Annotated in this window: 14 protein-coding genes; 5 read left to right on the forward strand and 9 right to left on the reverse strand. The window is 62.2% G+C overall.

Going from position 1 to position 17,938, the window contains the following annotated elements:
* Nucleotides 1-244: 244 nt before the first annotated feature.
* Together aroQ and E8E78_RS08135 are read left to right on the forward strand one after the other, a co-directional pair.
* On the forward strand, nt 245-694 hold the full coding sequence (gene aroQ, locus E8E78_RS08130; RefSeq protein ID WP_049275278.1) for a type II 3-dehydroquinate dehydratase: 450 nt from the start codon (nt 245-247) through the stop codon (nt 692-694).
* Complete coding sequence (locus E8E78_RS08135; protein ID WP_041167787.1) at nt 691-1,539, forward strand: shikimate dehydrogenase; 849 nt, start codon at nt 691-693, stop codon at nt 1,537-1,539. The genes aroQ and E8E78_RS08135 overlap by 4 nt, the downstream gene beginning before the upstream one ends.
* 60 nt (nt 1,540-1,599) lie before the next feature.
* Here the strand turns inward: E8E78_RS08135 and E8E78_RS08140 are convergent, their stop codons facing one another.
* The 3 genes from E8E78_RS08140 to E8E78_RS08150 all read right to left on the reverse strand — a co-directional run bounded on the left by E8E78_RS08140 (nt 1,600) and on the right by E8E78_RS08150 (nt 2,860).
* Nucleotides 1,600-2,115: a thioredoxin family protein gene (locus tag E8E78_RS08140; protein WP_059395137.1), complete on the reverse strand. Its 516-nt coding sequence runs from the start codon at nt 2,113-2,115 to the stop codon at nt 1,600-1,602.
* 10 nt (nt 2,116-2,125) lie between these two features.
* Entirely contained in the window at nt 2,126-2,401 is a 276-nt protein-coding gene (locus E8E78_RS08145; RefSeq protein ID WP_016500463.1) for a DUF2790 domain-containing protein, read from the reverse strand.
* A 261-nt stretch (nt 2,402-2,662) separates the two neighbouring features.
* The gene (locus E8E78_RS08150; RefSeq protein WP_172439585.1) at nt 2,663-2,860 is read right to left on the reverse strand and encodes a hypothetical protein; all 198 of its coding nucleotides are present in this window, start codon (nt 2,858-2,860) and stop codon (nt 2,663-2,665) included.
* 246 nt (nt 2,861-3,106) lie between these two features.
* On the opposite strand from E8E78_RS08150, the gene E8E78_RS08155 reads away from it, so the two are divergent.
* The 3 genes from E8E78_RS08155 to E8E78_RS08165 all read left to right on the forward strand — a co-directional run bounded on the left by E8E78_RS08155 (nt 3,107) and on the right by E8E78_RS08165 (nt 5,821).
* Entirely contained in the window at nt 3,107-3,847 is a 741-nt protein-coding gene (locus tag E8E78_RS08155) for a response regulator (RefSeq protein WP_016500464.1), read from the forward strand.
* Nucleotides 3,844-5,130 (forward strand): HAMP domain-containing sensor histidine kinase, encoded by a 1,287-nt coding sequence (locus tag E8E78_RS08160; RefSeq protein WP_049275276.1) that lies wholly within the window; start codon nt 3,844-3,846, stop codon nt 5,128-5,130. Before E8E78_RS08155 ends, E8E78_RS08160 begins: the two co-directional genes overlap by 4 nt.
* A 169-nt stretch (nt 5,131-5,299) precedes the next feature.
* Entirely contained in the window at nt 5,300-5,821 is a 522-nt protein-coding gene (locus E8E78_RS08165; RefSeq protein WP_049275275.1) for a DoxX family protein, read from the forward strand.
* Nucleotides 5,822-5,854: 33 nt separating this feature from the next.
* Here the strand turns inward: E8E78_RS08165 and E8E78_RS08170 are convergent, their stop codons facing one another.
* The 6 genes from E8E78_RS08170 to E8E78_RS08195 all read right to left on the reverse strand — a co-directional run bounded on the left by E8E78_RS08170 (nt 5,855) and on the right by E8E78_RS08195 (nt 17,921).
* Nucleotides 5,855-6,550, reverse strand: coding sequence for a putative DNA-binding domain-containing protein (locus tag E8E78_RS08170; protein WP_049275274.1), 696 nt, complete (start codon nt 6,548-6,550; stop codon nt 5,855-5,857).
* Complete coding sequence (locus E8E78_RS08175) at nt 6,543-7,376, reverse strand: DUF692 domain-containing protein (protein WP_049275273.1); 834 nt, start codon at nt 7,374-7,376, stop codon at nt 6,543-6,545. Before E8E78_RS08175 ends, E8E78_RS08170 begins: the two co-directional genes overlap by 8 nt.
* A gap of 74 nt (nt 7,377-7,450) precedes the next feature.
* Nucleotides 7,451-7,942, reverse strand: a complete 492-nt coding sequence (locus E8E78_RS08180; RefSeq protein WP_049275272.1) for a hypothetical protein — start codon at nt 7,940-7,942, stop codon at nt 7,451-7,453.
* Between the two features lie 174 nt (nt 7,943-8,116).
* The gene (locus E8E78_RS08185) at nt 8,117-8,677 is read right to left on the reverse strand and encodes a DUF4174 domain-containing protein (protein WP_016500470.1); all 561 of its coding nucleotides are present in this window, start codon (nt 8,675-8,677) and stop codon (nt 8,117-8,119) included.
* A 227-nt stretch (nt 8,678-8,904) separates the two neighbouring features.
* Nucleotides 8,905-13,401, reverse strand: a complete 4,497-nt coding sequence (locus E8E78_RS08190) for an NEL-type E3 ubiquitin ligase domain-containing protein (RefSeq protein WP_114942471.1) — start codon at nt 13,399-13,401, stop codon at nt 8,905-8,907.
* Nucleotides 13,402-13,499: 98 nt separating this feature from the next.
* Nucleotides 13,500-17,921, reverse strand: a complete 4,422-nt coding sequence (locus tag E8E78_RS08195) for an NEL-type E3 ubiquitin ligase domain-containing protein (RefSeq protein WP_114942470.1) — start codon at nt 17,919-17,921, stop codon at nt 13,500-13,502.
* Nucleotides 17,922-17,938: the final 17 nt, after the last annotated feature.

Below are 17,938 nucleotides of genomic sequence, written 5' to 3' on the forward strand. Positions count from 1 at the left end.
TGTAATCCAGCTGCGTTTCTCCTTGTGGAGCAGCCCTGTGCTGCGAAGAGGCCGGCAATGCCATTACATCTACTGTGGCAGTACCGGCCTCTTCGCAGCACAAGGCTGCTCCTACTGGGGGAATGTACCTGTTGAGGGTTCGATAATCGCCCACTTTCCCGATGCAGCGGTTTAGTCCAATTGACTAAACTAACCAGTCGGTACAAAACTAGATGCATCCAACAACAACAAAGCGATGCTCGTCATGAAGCCCCTTATTCTCGTGCTCAACGGCCCCAACCTGAACATGCTGGGTACCCGCGAGCCTGCCCAATACGGCCGCGAAACCCTTGCTGACCTGGCCCAGAGTTGTGCCGATACTGCCCATGCAAACGGCCTGGAAATCGAATTCCGCCAAACCAACCACGAAGGCGAACTGATCGACTGGATCCACGCCGCCCGCGGCCGTTGCGCCGGTATCGTGATAAACCCCGGCGCCTGGACCCACACCTCGGTGGCCATCCGCGACGCCTTGGTGGCCAGCGAAGTGCCAGTCATCGAAGTGCACTTGTCCAACGTGCACAAGCGCGAGCCGTTCCGCCACCTGTCATTCGTATCGTCCATTGCCGTCGGCGTGATCTGCGGTCTGGGCAGCCATGGCTACCGCATGGCCCTCAGCCACTTTGCCGAAATGTTCCAGGAGCGCACGGCATGAGCCAGCACGCCATCCTCGCCGGCCTGATCGGCCGCGGCATCCAGCTGTCGCGCACCCCTGCCCTGCACGAACACGAAGGTGACGCCCAGGCCCTGCGCTACCTGTACCGGCTGATTGATGCCGACCAGCTGCAACTGGAGGACAGCGCCCTGCCCGGCCTGCTAGACGCCGCGCAACACACAGGCTTCACCGGGCTGAACATCACTTACCCATTCAAACAGTCGATCCTGCCACTGCTCGACGAACTGTCGGACGAAGCCCGTGGCATCGGCGCAGTGAATACCGTGGTACTGAAGGACGGCAAGCGCGTCGGCCATAACACCGACTGCCTGGGCTTTGCCGAAGGCTTGCGCCGCGGCCTGCCCGACGTGGCTCGCCGCCAGGTGGTACAGATGGGTGCCGGTGGCGCCGGTTCGGCCGTGGCTCACGCCCTGCTGGGTGAAGGGGTCGAGCAATTGGTGCTGTTCGAAGTGGATGCGGCCCGCGCGCAGGCCTTGGTAGACAACCTGAATGGCCATTTCGGCGCTGGCCGTGCCGTGCTCGGCACCGACCTGGCCGCAGCCGTGGCCGAGGCGGACGGGCTGGTCAACACCACGCCGGTCGGCATGGCCAAGCTGCCAGGCACACCGCTGCCGGTCGAGCTGCTGCATGCGGGATTATGGGTTGCGGAAATCATCTACTTCCCGCTGGAGACCGAACTGCTGCGTGCGGCTCGGGCTTTGGGTTGCCGCACGCTGGATGGCAGCAACATGGCGGTGTTCCAGGCGGTAAAGGCGTTCGAGCTGTTCAGCGGGCGGCAGGCGGATGCGGCGCGGATGCAGGCGCACTTTGCCAGTTTCACCTGATAGAAAAGTGTTGGCTTCTTCGCGGCGGTTCGCCACCTCGAAGAGGCCGGTACAGGCGAATCACCCGCGCTCATCCAGCAACGCCTGTATCACTTGTTCCTGCCCGCCATAATCCCCCTCGCCAAAGTGCACATGGCGCACCTGCCCCTTGCGGTCGACAAAGTAATGCGCCGGCCAGAACTGGTTGCCCCAGGCATTCCACACCTTATGGTCGTTGTCCACCGCCACCGGGTAACCGATACCCAGCCCTGCCACCTTGTTTCGCAGGGTGCCCACATCGTGCTCGTAGTCGTACTCCGGCGTATGCACGCCCACCACCACCAGCCCCTGATCGGCATAACGCCGCGCCCAGTCGTTCACATGCGGCAGGCTGCGCTGGCAGTTGATGCAGTCCCAGGTCCAGAAGTCCACCAGCACCACCTTCCCCTTCAGCGCTGGCCCATCCAGCGGGGTCGAGTTGATCCACTGGCTGGCCCCCGACAGCGACGGCATGGCGCCATAACTGTCACGGGCCATCAGGTGCCCGGCCAAACCCAGCCCACTCAGCGCCAACGCAATGCCCCCCACCTTCAACATCAAGCGGCCATCAATTGTCATGGCAACCGCCAGTGGCGTAGCTGCGGTACTCCACGCTCTGCGGCCGGCCGTGGGAGTCGAGGTAGTCCATGCGGGTGTTCACCAGGCCGCAGGCGTTGCTCTGGTCATCCTGCACCGACAGCACTTTCTTTACATCCAGATGCTCACCGTAGTGGTACTGCATTGCACCTGTATTCTGCGTCGGCATGGCGGCAGCCTGGGCCGCAATGGCGCCGAAGCTGAGCATGGCAAACAGGCTGGCGCTGGCGAAAGTCTTCAAGTTCATGGCATCTCTCCTGTGTAACGCTTGGCTGTGGGGCGTTTTTTCCCCGGTCGAGAGCCATTTGACGCCTGCCATGTATCCCGTCTGTGTCGCTCAACGCTGTGCTGTGCGTCCTCCTGTAGCTGCACGCCTGTCGGCCAAACCTCGTGAAATCCTACAAAAGCCTTTGCAAGCAGGTAGTTGAAACAAAGAAGGCGCCCACGAAGGGCGCCCAGCTTGTACAAAGGAATACAATCGGCTCAGGCGTTTGCGGATGCTTGGCCATCACGGCTTGGCGGTACGCGCTTTATGCCACTGAAGTTTGGATACGCCATCCGGGGAGCCGCTGACACCGCGTGCTACTTGCTGGATATGGCCGCCTTGCTGGAGGAACGCTTCGATCTGCTCGCAGAGGCGGTCGTGGGCTCTATGGGCTGGGCTGGGGTATGTCTGGGACATGCAGGCTACTCGGTAATGAGCCACTGAAATACAGTTACCCGAGGCGCCATTGTACGCGCTGTGCTGCATTCAGGCGCTAAACCGGAGTAAAACCCGGTTTATATCGGCCCGGCGGTCAATGCTCACCGTTTCGCTGGCTGCCCGAGCCACCCAAACCACCGCATGCGGGGTCATATGTCCCTGCCAGATACACTGCAATACAAACCCCGCAGGCAAGCGCAAACGCGCCGGGTACACTGCGCCAACCCCACTCGAACAGGAACGCTGCGCATGGAACACGTCGATCACATCCTGATCGTCGACGACGACCGCGAAATCCGCGAACTGGTCGGCAACTACCTCAAGAAGAACGGCCTGCGCACCAGCATCGTCGCCGACGGCCGGCAGATGCGCGCCTTTCTCGAAGCCAACAGCGTCGACCTGATCGTGCTCGACATCATGATGCCTGGCGACGACGGCCTGCTGCTGTGCCGTGAATTGCGCGCCGGCAAGCACCGTAACACCCCCGTGTTGATGCTGACGGCCCGCAACGATGAAACCGACCGCATCATCGGCCTGGAAATGGGCGCCGACGATTACCTGACCAAGCCGTTCTCTGCCCGCGAACTGCTGGCCCGTATCAATGCCGTGCTGCGCCGCACGCGCATGCTGCCACCCAACCTCACCATCAGCGAAAGCAGCCGCCTGCTGCGCTTCGGCCAATGGCGGCTGGACACCACCGCACGCCACCTGCTCGACAACGACGGCACCCTGGTAGCCCTGAGCGGCGCCGAGTACCGCCTGTTGCGGGTGTTTCTTGACCACCCGCAGCGGGTGCTCAGCCGCGAACAGTTGCTCAACCTGACACAAGGCCGCGAGGCCGACCTCTTTGACCGCTCCATCGACCTGCTGGTCAGCCGCCTGCGCCAGCGCCTGGGCGACGACGCCCGCGAGCCCAGCTGCATCAAGACCGTGCGCAGCGAGGGCTACGTGTTTTCGCTGCCGGTGCAATTGCTCGAGTCCCCCTCATGAAATGGCCGCGCACCCTGGCCTCGCGTCTGGCGATGATCTTTTTCACCGGCCTGGTGTTGGCTTATGGTCTGTCGTTCGGCCTGCAGGCCTACGAGCGCTATATCAGCAGCCGCTCGATGATGCTCAGCAACCTCGAACAGGACGTGGCGACTTCGGTTGCCATCCTTGATCGCCTGCCTGCAGCCGAGCGTGCCGCCTGGCTGCCACGCCTGGAACGGCGCACCTACCGCTATCGCCTTGACCAGGGCCTGGCAGGCGAAGCGATGGCCAGCAGTGACCCACCGATGGCCGCCGCGTCGATCGTCAAAGCCATTGGCAGCGACTACCGCCTGACCTTCCAGGAAATTCCGGGGCCCAATGCGCGCTTCCAGGCGCACCTGAACCTGGCCGACGGCGCGCCCCTGACCATCGACGTGACACCCGCACCGGTGCCGGTAGCCCGTTGGTTGCCCGTGGTGCTGCTGATTCAGCTGGCTGTGCTGATGCTGTGTACCTGGCTGGCGGTACACCTGGCCATCGGCCCGCTCACCCGACTGGCCCAGGCAGTGGACAACCTCGACCCGGACCACCCCGGCGTGCAACTGGATGAAAGCGGGCCACGCGAGGTGCGTTACGCTGCCGTGGCCTTCAACGCCCTGCAGGCGCGCATTGCTGCCCACCTCAAGGAACGCATGCAGTTGCTGGCAGCCATTTCCCACGACCTGCAAACCCCCATCACTCGCATGAAGTTGCGGGTCGAAGTGATGGATGAAGGGGTCGAAAAGGACAAGTTCGGAAGCGACCTGGATGAAATGGAACACCTGGTGCGCGAAGGCGTGGCTTACGCCCGCAGCATGGACAGCAGCACCGAAGCGACCTGCCGGGTCAACCTTGATGCCTTTCTCGACAGCCTGGTATTCGACTACCAGGACAGCGGCGCCCAGGTTGAACGCCACGGCAGCAGCGGTGCCCTGCTGGAGACCCGCCCGCATGCGCTGCGCCGGGTACTGGTGAACCTGGTCGACAACGCCCTGAAGTTTGCAGGTGCTGCCGAGCTGCAAGTATCACGCGAGGGCAGTACCACCATAATCCGCGTGCTCGACAACGGGCCGGGGATACCCGGTGACGAGCTGGATGAAGTGCTCAAGCCGTTTTACCGTGTTGAAGGTTCACGCAATCGCAGCACGGGTGGCACCGGCCTGGGACTGGCCATTGCCCACCAGTTGATCCAGGCCATGGGGGGGCGGCTGACCCTGAGCAACCGCGAACAGGGCGGATTGTGCGCGCAGATCGAACTCTCCTGAAGTGCATCTGCGATCGTTGGCAGGAACGGCCTTGGATCTGGATCGGGCCGTTCCTGTAAAACGCGAGGTCGCCTCTACAAACAGATACACAACTGCATCCCCCTGACACACTGCAGATACCCCGCCTCGACACACTCCCGGTCACACAACCACACCCCGGGAGTCCCTGATGAAAGCCTTCACCTTGCCCTCCGACTGGAAGCAGTCCGCCGCCCTCGCCGGCCTGACCACCGTTGATCGCCTCGGTAGCTGGAGTGCCGACGTGCCATTACGGGTATTTCTGGCCTGGGAGTTTTTCGAATCCGGCCTGGAAAAATTCAACGGCAGCAACTGGTTCGCCGACCTGCAGTCCAGCTTCCCGTTCCCCTTCAACCTACTGCCCGCGGAGTTGAACTGGCAGCTGTCGATGTGGGCCGAGTTGGTGCTGCCGTTGCTGCTGCTGTTGGGCCTGGGTACCCGGCTGGCATCGTTGGGTTTGATGGTGGTAACCGTTGTAGCGATAGCGGCAGTGCACTGGCCGGCGCACTGGTCAGGCCTGGCGGAGCTGGCCCAAGGCTATGCCATTACCGACCAGGGCTTCGGCAATTACAAGTTGCCATTGATCTACCTGGTGGCGTTGCTACCCCTGCTGCTCAAGGGCGCCGGGCGCCTTAGCCTCGATCATTGGCTTGGCATGCGGTTCGGCAGATGAGGGTCGGGGGCTGCTGCGCAGCCCCCAATGCCTTCAAATTGTTCCGACAATGACGCCCTGCTCGCGCAATGCCTCCAACAATACCAACCCTTGCTGCACATTCCCGCCCAATGCCTGCAGCCGCTCTCTTCCAGTCCCCTGCTCCATCAGCAACCGATACGCCATGGGTGCCAGCCGGGCAAAACGCACCTGCAACCGGGCATCGCGATAAACCAGCAGCAAGCTCGGCGATGCAGGGGCAGCCGTTGGCTGGTAGTCCACGCCAATGCTTTCCACCGGCCAACGATAGGCCAGCACCCGCGCCACACAAGACAACAACGGCTCTCCCGCCAGCAGGTCACCACCCGGGTCATGCGCCGGGTCCTCGGCATCGCTCAGGTACAGTTGCGCCTCGACCCACTCATAGTGCGCCAGCTCCAGCTGCCAAGGGGCGTCCAGCGCTACACGTTGCAAGTAGTCGACGAACGTCTCGGCAATTTCGGTAAACAACGGTGTCTGGCAACGGTAACTGGCGTAGAAATCACGTACTCGGGCGTGCCAGCGCTGCTCGCCCAACACCTGGCGCATGACCGGGAAGCTGCCAGCCAGCAACCCTTCGATGGCACCATAGAACAATTCACGGTAAACCTTCAGGCGCCGGGCTTCGACGCCGGGCGGCGGGGCATGGCGTTGTGGGTCGCGCAGGTGACGGGCCAAGGCATACTGCTGCGCACGCAGGGTCTCATTCATCTTCTTGCCCTCCGGCAGCGCATTGCACAGCACGCATACGCGCCGTCTCGGCCAACAGTTCGGCCAAGGGCGGGTAGTTGAAATCACGTTCAAGCACCGTCGGCTTTACACCAAAGCGCACGCAAGCGCTGGCGTACAGGGCCCAGACATCCTCCTTCACGGCTGCCCCGTGGGTATCCACCTTGATGTCCGGCGCTTCATCGTAATGCCCGGCAACGTGCATCCCGGTCACTCGCGCCGGGGGCAAGCCTGCAAGGAATTGCTGGGCGTCGTAGCCATGGTTGCAGGCGTTGACATAAACATTGTTGACGTCCAGCAGCAGGTCACAATCCGCTTCTTCGAGCACCGCCCGGATGAAGTCGAGTTCGCTCATCGCCTGATACGGCGCGGCGTAGTAGCTGATGTTCTCCACGGCAATGCGCCGCTCCAGCTGCTCCTGAGCCTGACGTATGCGCGCGGCCACATGGTGTACGGCTTCATCGGTGAACGGGATGGGCATCAGGTCGTACAGGTGCCCGTCATCACTGCAGTAGCTCAGGTGCTCGCTGTACAGCCGCACCTGGTACCGATCGAGAAACTGCCGGGTCTGCTCAAGGAAATGGCGGTCCAGCGGCGCACTGCCACCCAGCGATAAAGACAACCCATGACAGGTGACAGCAAAGCGCTCCGCCAACTGGGCCAAGCCCTTGCCATAGGCACCGCCCACGGCAATCCAGTTTTCCGGCGCACACTCGAGAAAGTCCACCGCACCCGCCTCCATGGCCAGCAGTTCCGGCAACAGGCCACGACGCAAGCCTAACCCGATGTTCAACATCGCAGGAAACATAAAAGCTCTCCAACCAGCACAACGCCCCACCTGGCCAGCAGGAGGAGCGTTGTGGCGTCTCATGGGGTAGAAAGTCAGGGCTTGCCGGTCAGGTGGCTGAACAACCCATCAGGCATGGCTTTGCCATTGGCCTGATAAATCGCCTTGAGGTGATCCGCTGCTTCCTGCTCGGAGATGAAGCCGTCATGGTTGCGGTCGATCGTGTCGAACTCACGGGCACGGTCCTTGGCCACCGCCAGAAACTCATCGCGCGAGACCTTGCCATCGTGATTGCTGTCGGTTTTGGCGAACGAGGCGTCACCGCACTTGCCTTCACCACACTTGCCCTCAGCCCCGGCCTTGGCGCCGGCGCCGCATTTACCCTCACCGCACTTGCCTTCGCTTTGGGAAGCCTTGCCGCTCCCCCCGCACTTGCCTTCACCACACTTGCCCTCGCCGGCCACTTTGGCAGAGGCCAGTTGGTAACCTTGAGCCAGCGGCTCGACGGCGAACGTACTGTTGCTCAATGCCATGCTGCCGATCAGGGCGGCGCCGAGCAGGCCGAGGGTGTTTTTTGCTTGAGTCATGATGCAGCTCCACTGGGGTTGGAAAGTGGAGCCATTAGGCCGTTGCGGTTTGTCGTGGATGTATCGTGGCAGGCGCACTTTTGTATGGCAGTAGGTCTGCAGTACAGGCAGATACAGTGCGATACACACCACCCGGCGACGGGCCCCAAGGTGCCTTGGGGCCCTGAGGCGTGATCAGTCTTCCAGCGGTTTGGGCGGTGCCGCTGGCTTGGCGGGCTTGGCAGGCTTGGCCGGCTTGCTGTCCTTGTCCTTGGCTTGCGGGGCCGCGGCTACGGGCTCGGGCGCCGCCACCGCCTTTTCGCTGGCAGGCAGTTCATCGACCGCTTTGAGGATCACCTGTGGGTCGATGGCCTCGCCGGTGTCGTCGTCCTTGAGCATGTGCCGCTCACCGTCCTTGCCCACCAGAATCACCTTGGTTCCCTTGCTCGCACCCAGCTTCAGTTCCCGAATGAGGGCCATTGTGGTCTGCTGCTCGAGGTTCTTGTCCTCTCGCTTGCCCATCATGTTGGCGACGCTGTACAGGACAAGGTTGCGCTCCTTGAACGCAGCCTGGGTGGCCGGGTCCTCGAGCGCCTTGTTCAGCCCTCGCAACGTTGGGTCGGCACTGCTGGGAGCGATAACCACCAATGGTCTGGCCTTGCCCAGTTCCTTGGCTAGAGGCGCATCACTGTCTGCGGCAAACAGGGGGCCGGCAACAGCAAGCAAGGTTGCGAGGGTCAGTGACCGGACAAGCATGCGTATCTCCTTATTGTCTCGATATACCAATGACTACAGATCACGGAGAAAAATCCGACAGGGAGCCTAAACCACTTCATTCCAGAACGGGGTGTGCAAAAGTAACTGTCGATTTCCGAGCCACCTGAAGCCAAGACTACGGCGCTGCTACAAACCACTGTCAGCACGATTGAGCATAGCCCAAAGCCGCTTTGGCAGGGCCAGGCAGCCCTTGATCTGAACGCAGGTCAACGCACATCGATCGCTGGCCCCTTGGGGCCGACTTCCATCGCGTAAATCGTCATATCCAGCATCAGCCCTCTGCGTGCAGCGCGCTGAGCATCACGAATGGCATCCGCCTGGTCGATCATGGCCCCTTCGGTCAGCGCTTCGTCGTCAAGCACGGTTTCAAGCTGCCTTCTGAACGGCAGGTCGACCGCAGCGAATCGCTCAGGATGGAAACGCTCCAGGTGCGCCTGCCAGAATTCACGGTCAACCATGGAGCGGGCAATCTCTTCCGGCGTTTCTGCATCCCGCACCGCAGCCTCTGCTTCTGCAAGGTCCGCATCCAGGACGCCCGAGATCGCAAGAAAGCTCATTTCGCCCACCTGCAATGGCAGGTCGAGACGCTCCCTCAGCCCGATCCTGAAAGCCAACCCCACCTCGCTTCCTTCCAGCGTCCTGCCATGCTGTAACGCCCATCGGGTAGCGAACATGTCGACTGCATCCTGGCGCCATAAACGTCTGCCCAGGTCTAGCAAAGCGCGTTCGCTTCCTCCCTTGGCCGTGTGCTCAACCTGCCAAACCAGCAACTTCAGTTCAAGGTTGCTCAAGCACCAGGTTGCACCATCCTGGCACCCCCACTCGTCATTGGCCACGGACAGCAAGTTCTGCCGCAGCTCCGGCGTAATGGCCATCGCTTGTAATATCCCCATTACCCGATTGCCCAGTGCACGCGGATTGACACGAAAGTCTTCGGACAGCAACAACTGGCGAAGCACACGGAAAAAACGCTCGGCGTCCTCCTGCCCTACATCCAGCGAGTCCCAGGCAGCAAGCATCAAGCCGCGATGCTCCGGGGCCACGGCATCCCCCCAGACTTCACGCGCGTGCTGCAGGCGCAGAAGCACTTGCTCCTCGTCGTGGGCAGGATCGTCGCTACTCAACGAAGCCTGCAAGCGTAACGTCTGGGCCTCGCCCAAAGGGTTCGCATTCAAGCGAAACCGCCGCCGATGCCACAGGGGCAACTGGTAGAAACCCTCTGGAATGTGCCTGATCCGGTTATCCCGCAAGTCAACGGATACCAACTGATCGTTGTCGAACACGCCCAGTGGAAACTGCGAGATCTGTGTGTCGCGCAAGCTCAGCCAACGCAATTCAGCCAAACCCGCCAACGTGAACCGGCTCCCCAGGGGGTTATGGGAAAGGTCGAGAGACTGCAGGCCCGTGCAACTGGCCAATGTGGCGGTTTGTGCAGTGTTCAGGACGATACGGTTGTTGGTCAGGCTCAGATGCCGCAGCTGCGCTATCTGTAGCAACGGCTGCGGAAGGCGCGTCAACAGGTTCCCTCCCAGATCGAGGGTTTGCAGGTTAGGGAAAGCCAGCAATAAGCTGCTGGGCACCTCCAGAAGGTCAAGGTGCAGCAGCGACAGGCTGGTCACACCTCTGAAACTGACCTGTGCGGGTATGTTAGGCAAGCCACTCGATCTGAAATTGCAGAACATGACGTGGAGGTTTTCCTGTGCATTGATTTGCAGTTCCCCCACGCCCACCGACCGCCGCCAGCAATTGAACAACGTCTGGCGTAAAGCCTCTCGATCTTCCCTGACATCGCCCTGCCCTCGTGCCACCCAGGTATTCAGTGTGATGCGGAGCACCGCGAACTCATTGCGAAGGTCAGCCAGTACTTGTTCAATCTGATGCCCGGAACGCCTGGCGTCATCGGCGAAGGTCTCGACCTGCTCATCACTCAACCACGGAAAGAGATCGCGCAGCGTCGCCCTCAGGGCACGCCCCCTTGATGCAAAACCACCTACTCCGCCGCCCCCCAGTGGGTAGCCAATACGTCCATCGGCCAAGCGCATGGGCCCTCGGACAGCACCGGGGCGTACCGCGCCAAGCAAACGACTGATCTCATCACGATGGCGTGCCGCTTCGCGCGCCACTATCACCCTGAGGTTGTGCGCAAAGGGATCGCCGATCCCCATCGCCTCCCTCTGCGCTTCGGTATAGGCTGGCGCGATGACTTCGAACAACTCACCTGCCTCACCCAGCGCCGTGCCCTGGCTGCCATGCAGTTGAAACGTACCGTTCAGGTGGACCAGATCGAACGCCCGCTGCCCTTGTTCGGTCTTCGCCAGCATCGGCCCGCCCAGGGAACCTTCGTACAGACGCCAGCACACACCTTGTTCACCACCGGGTACATGCCGCAGCAAGCCCAGCGCCACCCGTGCCAGGTCTGCATGCTGCGGCGTATCAAGGTACAACGCCTCAAATACCCGAGCCTGGCGGGTAGCCAGCACACTGCCCCTTGCCGCCTCGGCCAACCCCAGTGCAACCCTTGCGCTGGACTGCAGCCGCATGCGATCCACGCTGCTGGCGGCCTGTACCAATGCTTGCGCAGTGCGCGCGCTCAGCCCCGGGAAGACCCGGCGCAGCGCCGCGCTGCCAGGGGTGTCGCTGGGCTGCAAGGCTTCGAAAAGGTGCTGCAGCAGTGTTCGGCGCTGCGTCCATGCCAGCGCGGCCAGTGCCTGATCTGTCAGGCCACTCGCGCCTGGCAAGTGCCGAGCGTGATCGAGCACTGTTGCATCTTCTACCGGCTCGCCGTTGCGCAGGCGGCCAATCATGCTGCGGATGCGTTGATCAAGCCTGACCCGCTCCACACTGTCGATCATCCCGGGGCTCGGTGCCTGGGCGTGTACATGCAGGCCACGCACGTCATCGCCATCAAGGCCATGGAACAGCAGAACCTGATCGATCTGTTCGTCATTCAGCCCATTGAAGGGTTCACCCAAACGCCGGAACATGCGGTATTTGTCGGTCCACCGGGCCGGTTGCTCGCTCCACAACCGCCAGGCACCTGCGCCATTGTGGCGCAGCAACGGCCCGTGGCCGTCGACCGGATACAACTGCCATTGATCATCACCCGCCTCTGCCACGCGATAGTGATGCCCGTCCATTTCGACCCAGGCCTGCCCGTCCTGGCGCCGAATACCCAAGGCATCCCGGCTCGAGGCCGCAACGGGGGCCTGGCTTTGAAACGGGGTCAAGTCGTGTTGCCAGAGTTTCTCGGTGCCGTCCTCCAGCCGAGCCGGCACCATGGCATCGACCTGCGCAGAGCGTGCCCAAACCCGTCGAGCGACACCAACCCCGGCTACCGTGGTCGCCAGCACGGCAAGGTCTGTCGCCACGTGGGTCAAATGGTCGAGCGCCTCCTGGCTATCGCCTTCCTGCCAGGCCTCGGCGCCATGGTAGACCTCACCCAGTAATTCGCAGGCCGTCACGGCCAGCAGCGCCAGGCCAAGCCCAGGCAGGAAGAAACTGGCCAGGTTGAGCAGCGCCCACCCTTCGGCTTCAAGGCGCAGGTCATGCTGGCGCTGAACCTCACGATCCAGTCTGGCCACAGGGACCGCGATCATCGCCGCATCTTCCTTGATCTGGTGGATACGTGCCTGTGCCAGGCTGATGAACAATGGCTGCGGGTAAGCCTGCAAGTGCGGTTCGAGATCGCGAAAAGCCCAGCCCGGCAGGTCATCGAAGCGCTCCGCGACCTGGGCGAAAAAAGCCTGGCTATCGCGCCGCAGCACGAAGCGGCTGAAAAAACGCTGGTAAGCCTTGTCTCGCAAGCGACGGCCCAGTTCGCGGTTCAGTTTGTCGATGCTCTCGAACGCGCGCCAGGGCGAAAAAGGGTCTCCAGGCACGTAAAGCAACACCCGACGCGTCGTGTTGAACAGGACGCCCTGCTCGACCACTGCGAACACTGTCACCTGCTCAATCCGGCAACCCAGCAATTTCAGTCGCCTGGCCTGCACAAGGTCGCCCGCCAGGCGCGGCAGCTCGCCCTTCTCGCACACAGCCACCATCACATTGAGTTCGCTGGCATCCAGCGTTCCCTCCTGCCTGGCTTTGTAGGCGTCCACAAGCATGGTGTAGCGCGTGGCATCTACAAGCTGTGATACCAGGCGCTCGGAACTGCCAGTGGGCGAGAGGACGGCATCCAGATGACGTTGATAGCGCTCACCCAGGTCCAGCTCACGACACAGTCCGGCAAATTCGATGCTCGTAGGGGGTTTGACCGTGCCATGGCGTGGAAGCAGCAGGCGGTTACCGCGCGGCTGACCACCTTCCTGCGCCTGCGCGGCCGTGAAGTTGCGCAATGCCACTTCGAGCAGCGGCTTTTCTTCATACACCACGTCAGTCAGGTGCGTGCCTACCGGCTGACTGTTGATCACAGGCTCCCGGCGGCCCTCCAGAAACCTGAGCAAGTACGGGTTGCGGCCAAGTCCGTAACGCTCGTCGAGGGCCTTCCCCAAGGCTGATGCGACGAAACTGTCGAGGCCCTCGATACCTCGCAGCACCGCCTTCACGTGCTCACAGCAGCGAAGGCTGTTTGCCAATGCCTTGCCGATCTCAGGCAGTTGCTCAGCCGGTGCATGACGCAACCAGGGCGGCAGGCGCCTGCCGATGATGCCGTCCTGGAAAGCATCGATGGCGGCCTGCGCATCTGACGGCACAGTGGTGTCCATGGCTGGGGGCCTCTTCATGAAAAGAAGCCAGACTAAGTCGCCTGCCCCGCGCCAGGAGCTATATAACTAATGCCTGCGGCCAGACAACCGGCCACCCGCTAGCTGAGCACACGCTGCACCGTATTCCGGTCCAGCGCCTCGAGCGTCAACTGCAGCAACACCGCATGCTCGCGTTGCTGATTGCGGATCTGCAGCCGTGCGATTTCCTCGTCCCGGTTCCCCAGCGCCATCAGCCGCTCCAGCTCTGCGTGCATGGATGGGGGCACTTGCAAGCGAACCGCAGAGGCCTTGCGCAGGTAATCCTGCCAGAACCGCTGGCGTGACAGGTAATCAGCAATGCCCTCTCGGGTCTGTCGCGCCAGGACACTTTCACGGGCCAGGAGAAGGTCCTGCTTACCCAAGGCAGGGATACCTGCATAAAGCATTTCATCGGGTTGGCCAGGCAAATCCAGCGACGTGCGCAAGCCAATTCGATAGGCCAAGGCGAATTCGATCGATTCAGCCCCCGCCCCCACCCGCTGAGCATGTTCAGCGGCAATTTGCTCAACCACCGCCAACCGCCACATCCGCGCACCGAGCTTCAGCAAGGCCCGTTCAGGCCTCGCAGATCCGCTGTGCCTGGTGCGCCATATCATCACTCGCAGTTCCAGGTCGGCAAAACGCGCGGTGGCGTTATCCTGGCAACCGGTCGCCGCAGCGTGCTCGAACAGCTCCCGCCTGAGGGCATCATGCTCCGACATCGCCTGGAGCATGTCGAACACCCGGGCCGCCAGCGCGGATGCGGTCGATGAGAAACTGAAGGCGCCCGACTCTGTCAGCATCGACAGGGTATTGAAGAACTCTTCCGATTGCTCCTCGGCCTCCAGATGGGCCCACAGTGCAGCCATTTCATCCCGACGTTCGCCAGGCAACGCATCCAGAATGCGCAACCGGTAAGGCACGCGATTGGCCTCAAGCAAATGCCAGGTTGATAACCCATCCTGACCGTCCTCCAGCAGGTTGCCGGAAAGCTCGACCCTGCCCGAGCGCCACAGCTGCGATCGATGAAAACCCTCTGGCAGTTCCGCAATACGGTTGTCGCTGAGATTCACGGTATGCAGTTCTGGCGAGTCCATCAGCCCGTAGGGAAACTCGGGTATCTGTGTGTTGGCCAGGAAAAGAGCATTCAGCTCGGTCATGGCGAGGACAGAAAATGCCCTGCGCAGCGGGTTGTCCGACAGGTTCAGGTACACCAGGGACCGGCAATCTGCCAGGACCAATGCCTGACCTTGGTCGAGCGCGATCTGGTTACCAGACAAGTCCAGCACCTCCAGCTTCTGGACAAGCCCCAGCGGCAATGGCAAACGCCTGAGTCGGCAATTGGTGATTTCGAGGTTGCGCAAGTTGGGAAATGCCTGCAGAAACTCATCCGGAACATGCTCCACACGCATTGAGCGCAGGGCCAGGATGGAGACGTGGGGAAAGCCCACCGGCGCGGGCAGGGCTGGCAGGTGGCCCAAACGGCTGATCGTCTGGGTCAGCATGAAGCGCCCGTCGTCCAGTGCCGCTTGCGCTTGCAGTTCGGGCACAAGGCAGCGCCAGCAGTTGATCAGGCCCTTTCTGAATTCACGCCGTGCGACCAGTTCCGAGGATAGCAAGGCGCTGCGTGCCCACTTGGTCAAGTATCTCTTCAGCACCCCATATTGCTGCTCCAGCCTATTTAACCTGGCCTGCGCGTCGCCTGAGGCCAACCAGCGCTCGATCTGTTCGTCGGTAAAGGCCGGGTACAGATCTCGCAACCGGGCCTGAAATGCCCTAGGCCTGTTTCGCCCTAGCGCCCCCCATAGCCTGCCGCCAGCCATGGGGTAACCAATCCGGCCATCCGCAAGCCGCTGCGGCGCAAGAAACGAGCCGCTGGGCTGTTCCAGCCTGAGCAGGCTCACCACGGCCTGGCGTCGGTCGAAAGCAACGTTGGTCAACGCCTGGCGCAGCGCAGGCACAAAAGGCTGACCCTGGCCGATGGCCGCTTGTGCTGGGTCGTCATAGGCGCCGGCCAAAGCTTCGAACAACTCGCCCGTCTCACCGACAACGCTGGGCGTTCGGGCGCGCAGGCGGAACAGTCCATGGCGATGAAGCAGGTCAAACGTCTGCCCCGATCCCTGGACCGTCAGTAACGGCTCGCTGGCATCTGCATCGAACAACCGCCAGCCCGGGCCGCCAGCGCCCGGCACATGCACCAGCAGGTTCAATACCACCCGCGCCAGGTCGAGGTTTTGCGGCGTGTCGATGCAGAGCGACTCATACACCCGCGCCATTCGAATTCGCGCTACCTTCAACCTTGCAGCCTCGCCCATCAGCAACGGCACACGCCCGGTTTCACGCAACAGCTGCACGTCATCCTCGCTGGCATCGCGCAGCACCTCATCCGCGGCCAAGCGGTGCAGGCTGGTGAAATCCTGCCGTAACAGGCGGCCGGTTTCCGTGTCGGGGTTCTGCTCGTCGTACACCGTCTGCAGCAGTTCCCGTCGGCCAGCCCAAGCCACATCGGCCAACGCTGGCCCATGCTTTCCGGCCGCCTGTGGAAGGCGCATGACCCGCGCCATCAGCAACGGGTCTGCGGTAACCCCTCCCTCGCGCAACTGGTTGATCAACGTACCAATCCTGCCGGCGAGCCGCACGCGTGCGACGGTGTCGACCAGTGCTGCCTCCGCTGGTCGTCCATACACATGCCATGCCCGCAGGTGCTGATCATCGAGGCCATGAATCGCCAGCGACCGGTCGATCTGCGCATCGTCAAGGTCGCTGAATGGCCCGCCCAGGCGGCGGAACAACTGGCGGGTGTCGTCCCACTCGGCGGGCTGCTCGCACCACAGCCGCCACGCACCGGCGCCATTGTGGCGCAGCGGCGGCGCATAACCCTGATAGGGGAGCAGTTGCCACTGCTCATCGGCGTCGTGCCAGGTCACCTCATACCAGTGCCCGTCCATGCTGATCCAGCGGCGCTCGCCCAGGCGGTGCGTACCCTGCATGTCCAGCACTGCCGTAGCTGGCGGGCTTTCGCCGCGATAGGGGCTGAGGTCTGCGTTCCACAGTTTTTCTTCCCCGCTTTCCAGCTGCGCCGGTACCAGGCTGTCGACCACGCTCCAGGCGCGTCGGGCGGTGGCGACGACGGCAACGGTTGCCCCCACAGCCAGCAGCCCTTTGCCAACATTCAGCAGGTGCGCAAGTGCCGCGTTGCGTTCGTTGTCCTGCCAGTCCCCTATCGCCTGGAACGTCTGCTGTAGCAGTTCCCAGGCCATCACCCCCAACAACACCGCGCCGATGGCCGGAACGAAAAGCCCTGCAACACCCAACAGCGTCCAGCCTTCAGCACGCAAACGGCGGGCATGTTCGGCCTGGACCTCGCGATCAAGCAAGGCCACAGGCGGGGCGATGACGGCAGCATCGTCCTTGATCCACGCGACCCAGTCGTTCGCAAGGTGTTCGAACAGGGGCAGGCGATACGCGAAGGTCTGCTCATCGAGGTCTCTGGTCGCCCAGCCGGCCACGTCATCCAGCCGCTCACTGACGGCCGAAAAAAATCGCTGGCTGTCGCGTCGGCGCACGAAGCGGTTGAAGAAACGCCGGTAGTCATCTTCGCGCAGGCGTTTGCCAAGCACCCGGCGGGCGTACTCATCCAGGTCGCTGCGCACGCTCCAGGGGCCATGCGGGTCACCCGGCACATAGACCAGCACGCGCTTGCTGGTGTCGAACAACACGCCATCGTCGATCACGTCCAGCACGACGATCTGCTGCAGGCGGCAACCGAACAACGCCAACTGCCGCACGCGAACCGGTGCACCTTCAAGTTTGTTGAGGGTGTCCTCAAGGCAGAGCGCGACCACCCACTGCAGTTCGGCTGCGCTCAATACGCCTTGCGCCCTGGCTTGCAAGGCATCCACCAGCATGCTGTAGCGTTGCCGTCGGGTCAGCAATCCCTTGACCTCGGGCTGCAGTACGTCATCCAGGTGCGCCTGGTATTTCTGCCCGAGGTCCAGCGTGCGACAAAGCCTGGCGAAGGCCGTTGCAGATAGTTCAGCACGCTTTTCGCCATGCGCATCGACCAGACAATTACCAGGCGGCTGGTCGCGCTGCTGTTGCGCGGTGAAATTGCCCAAGGCGGCCTCGAGCAGAGGGATGTCGTAGTAGTCGTTGGCGACAAGCGGAAGCCGACTCGTTACATAATTGATCGTCGGCGAAGTGAAGGTGTACCACTGGCGAAAGTACAAGCGATCTACATCAAGGCTGCCGTGGGTGCCCAGCGCTTGCTGCAGCAAGGGCTGGGTGAATGCACTCAGGTTGCGTAGCCGCGCAAGCGCTGAGGACAAGCCTGCGCGACAGGCCAGCAGTTCAGGCAATGCCTCGCTCAACAGGGTGAATTCGGCCATGCTCAGCCGCTTCATCCAGGCCGGCAGCCGCCGTGCAATGTAGTGGTCCTGGCATGCTTGTGCCATGGCAAGGGTATCGACCGCAGCCGATGGTTGACTGCTCGTGTTCTGCATCTCTGCCTCCGCGGTAG

Origin of the sequence: Pseudomonas sp. BN505 (assembly GCF_029873175.1) — a bacterium.
Lineage (GTDB): Bacteria > Pseudomonadota > Gammaproteobacteria > Pseudomonadales > Pseudomonadaceae > Aquipseudomonas > Aquipseudomonas putida.

Bases quoted from the DNA above. Each gene is read 5' to 3' on its own strand.
- E8E78_RS08145 (WP_016500463.1), bottom strand. From the start codon at position 2,401: ATGAACTTGAAGACTTTCGCCAGCGCCAGCCTGTTTGCCATGCTCAGC.
- E8E78_RS08140 (WP_059395137.1), bottom strand. From the start codon at position 2,115: ATGTTGAAGGTGGGGGGCATTGCGTTGGCGCTGAGTGGGCTGGGTTTG.
- E8E78_RS08185 (WP_016500470.1), bottom strand. From the start codon at position 8,677: ATGCTTGTCCGGTCACTGACCCTCGCAACCTTGCTTGCTGTTGCCGGC.
- E8E78_RS08135 (WP_041167787.1), top strand. From the start codon at position 691: ATGAGCCAGCACGCCATCCTCGCCGGCCTGATCGGCCGCGGCATCCAG.
- E8E78_RS08155 (WP_016500464.1), top strand. From the start codon at position 3,107: ATGGAACACGTCGATCACATCCTGATCGTCGACGACGACCGCGAAATC.
- E8E78_RS08165 (WP_049275275.1), top strand. From the start codon at position 5,300: ATGAAAGCCTTCACCTTGCCCTCCGACTGGAAGCAGTCCGCCGCCCTC.
- E8E78_RS08170 (WP_049275274.1), bottom strand. From the start codon at position 6,550: ATGAATGAGACCCTGCGTGCGCAGCAGTATGCCTTGGCCCGTCACCTG.
- E8E78_RS08190 (WP_114942471.1), bottom strand. From the start codon at position 13,401: ATGGACACCACTGTGCCGTCAGATGCGCAGGCCGCCATCGATGCTTTC.
- E8E78_RS08160 (WP_049275276.1), top strand. From the start codon at position 3,844: ATGAAATGGCCGCGCACCCTGGCCTCGCGTCTGGCGATGATCTTTTTC.
- E8E78_RS08175 (WP_049275273.1), bottom strand. From the start codon at position 7,376: ATGTTTCCTGCGATGTTGAACATCGGGTTAGGCTTGCGTCGTGGCCTG.
- E8E78_RS08180 (WP_049275272.1), bottom strand. From the start codon at position 7,942: ATGACTCAAGCAAAAAACACCCTCGGCCTGCTCGGCGCCGCCCTGATC.
- aroQ (WP_049275278.1), top strand. From the start codon at position 245: ATGAAGCCCCTTATTCTCGTGCTCAACGGCCCCAACCTGAACATGCTG.
- E8E78_RS08195 (WP_114942470.1), bottom strand. From the start codon at position 17,921: ATGCAGAACACGAGCAGTCAACCATCGGCTGCGGTCGATACCCTTGCC.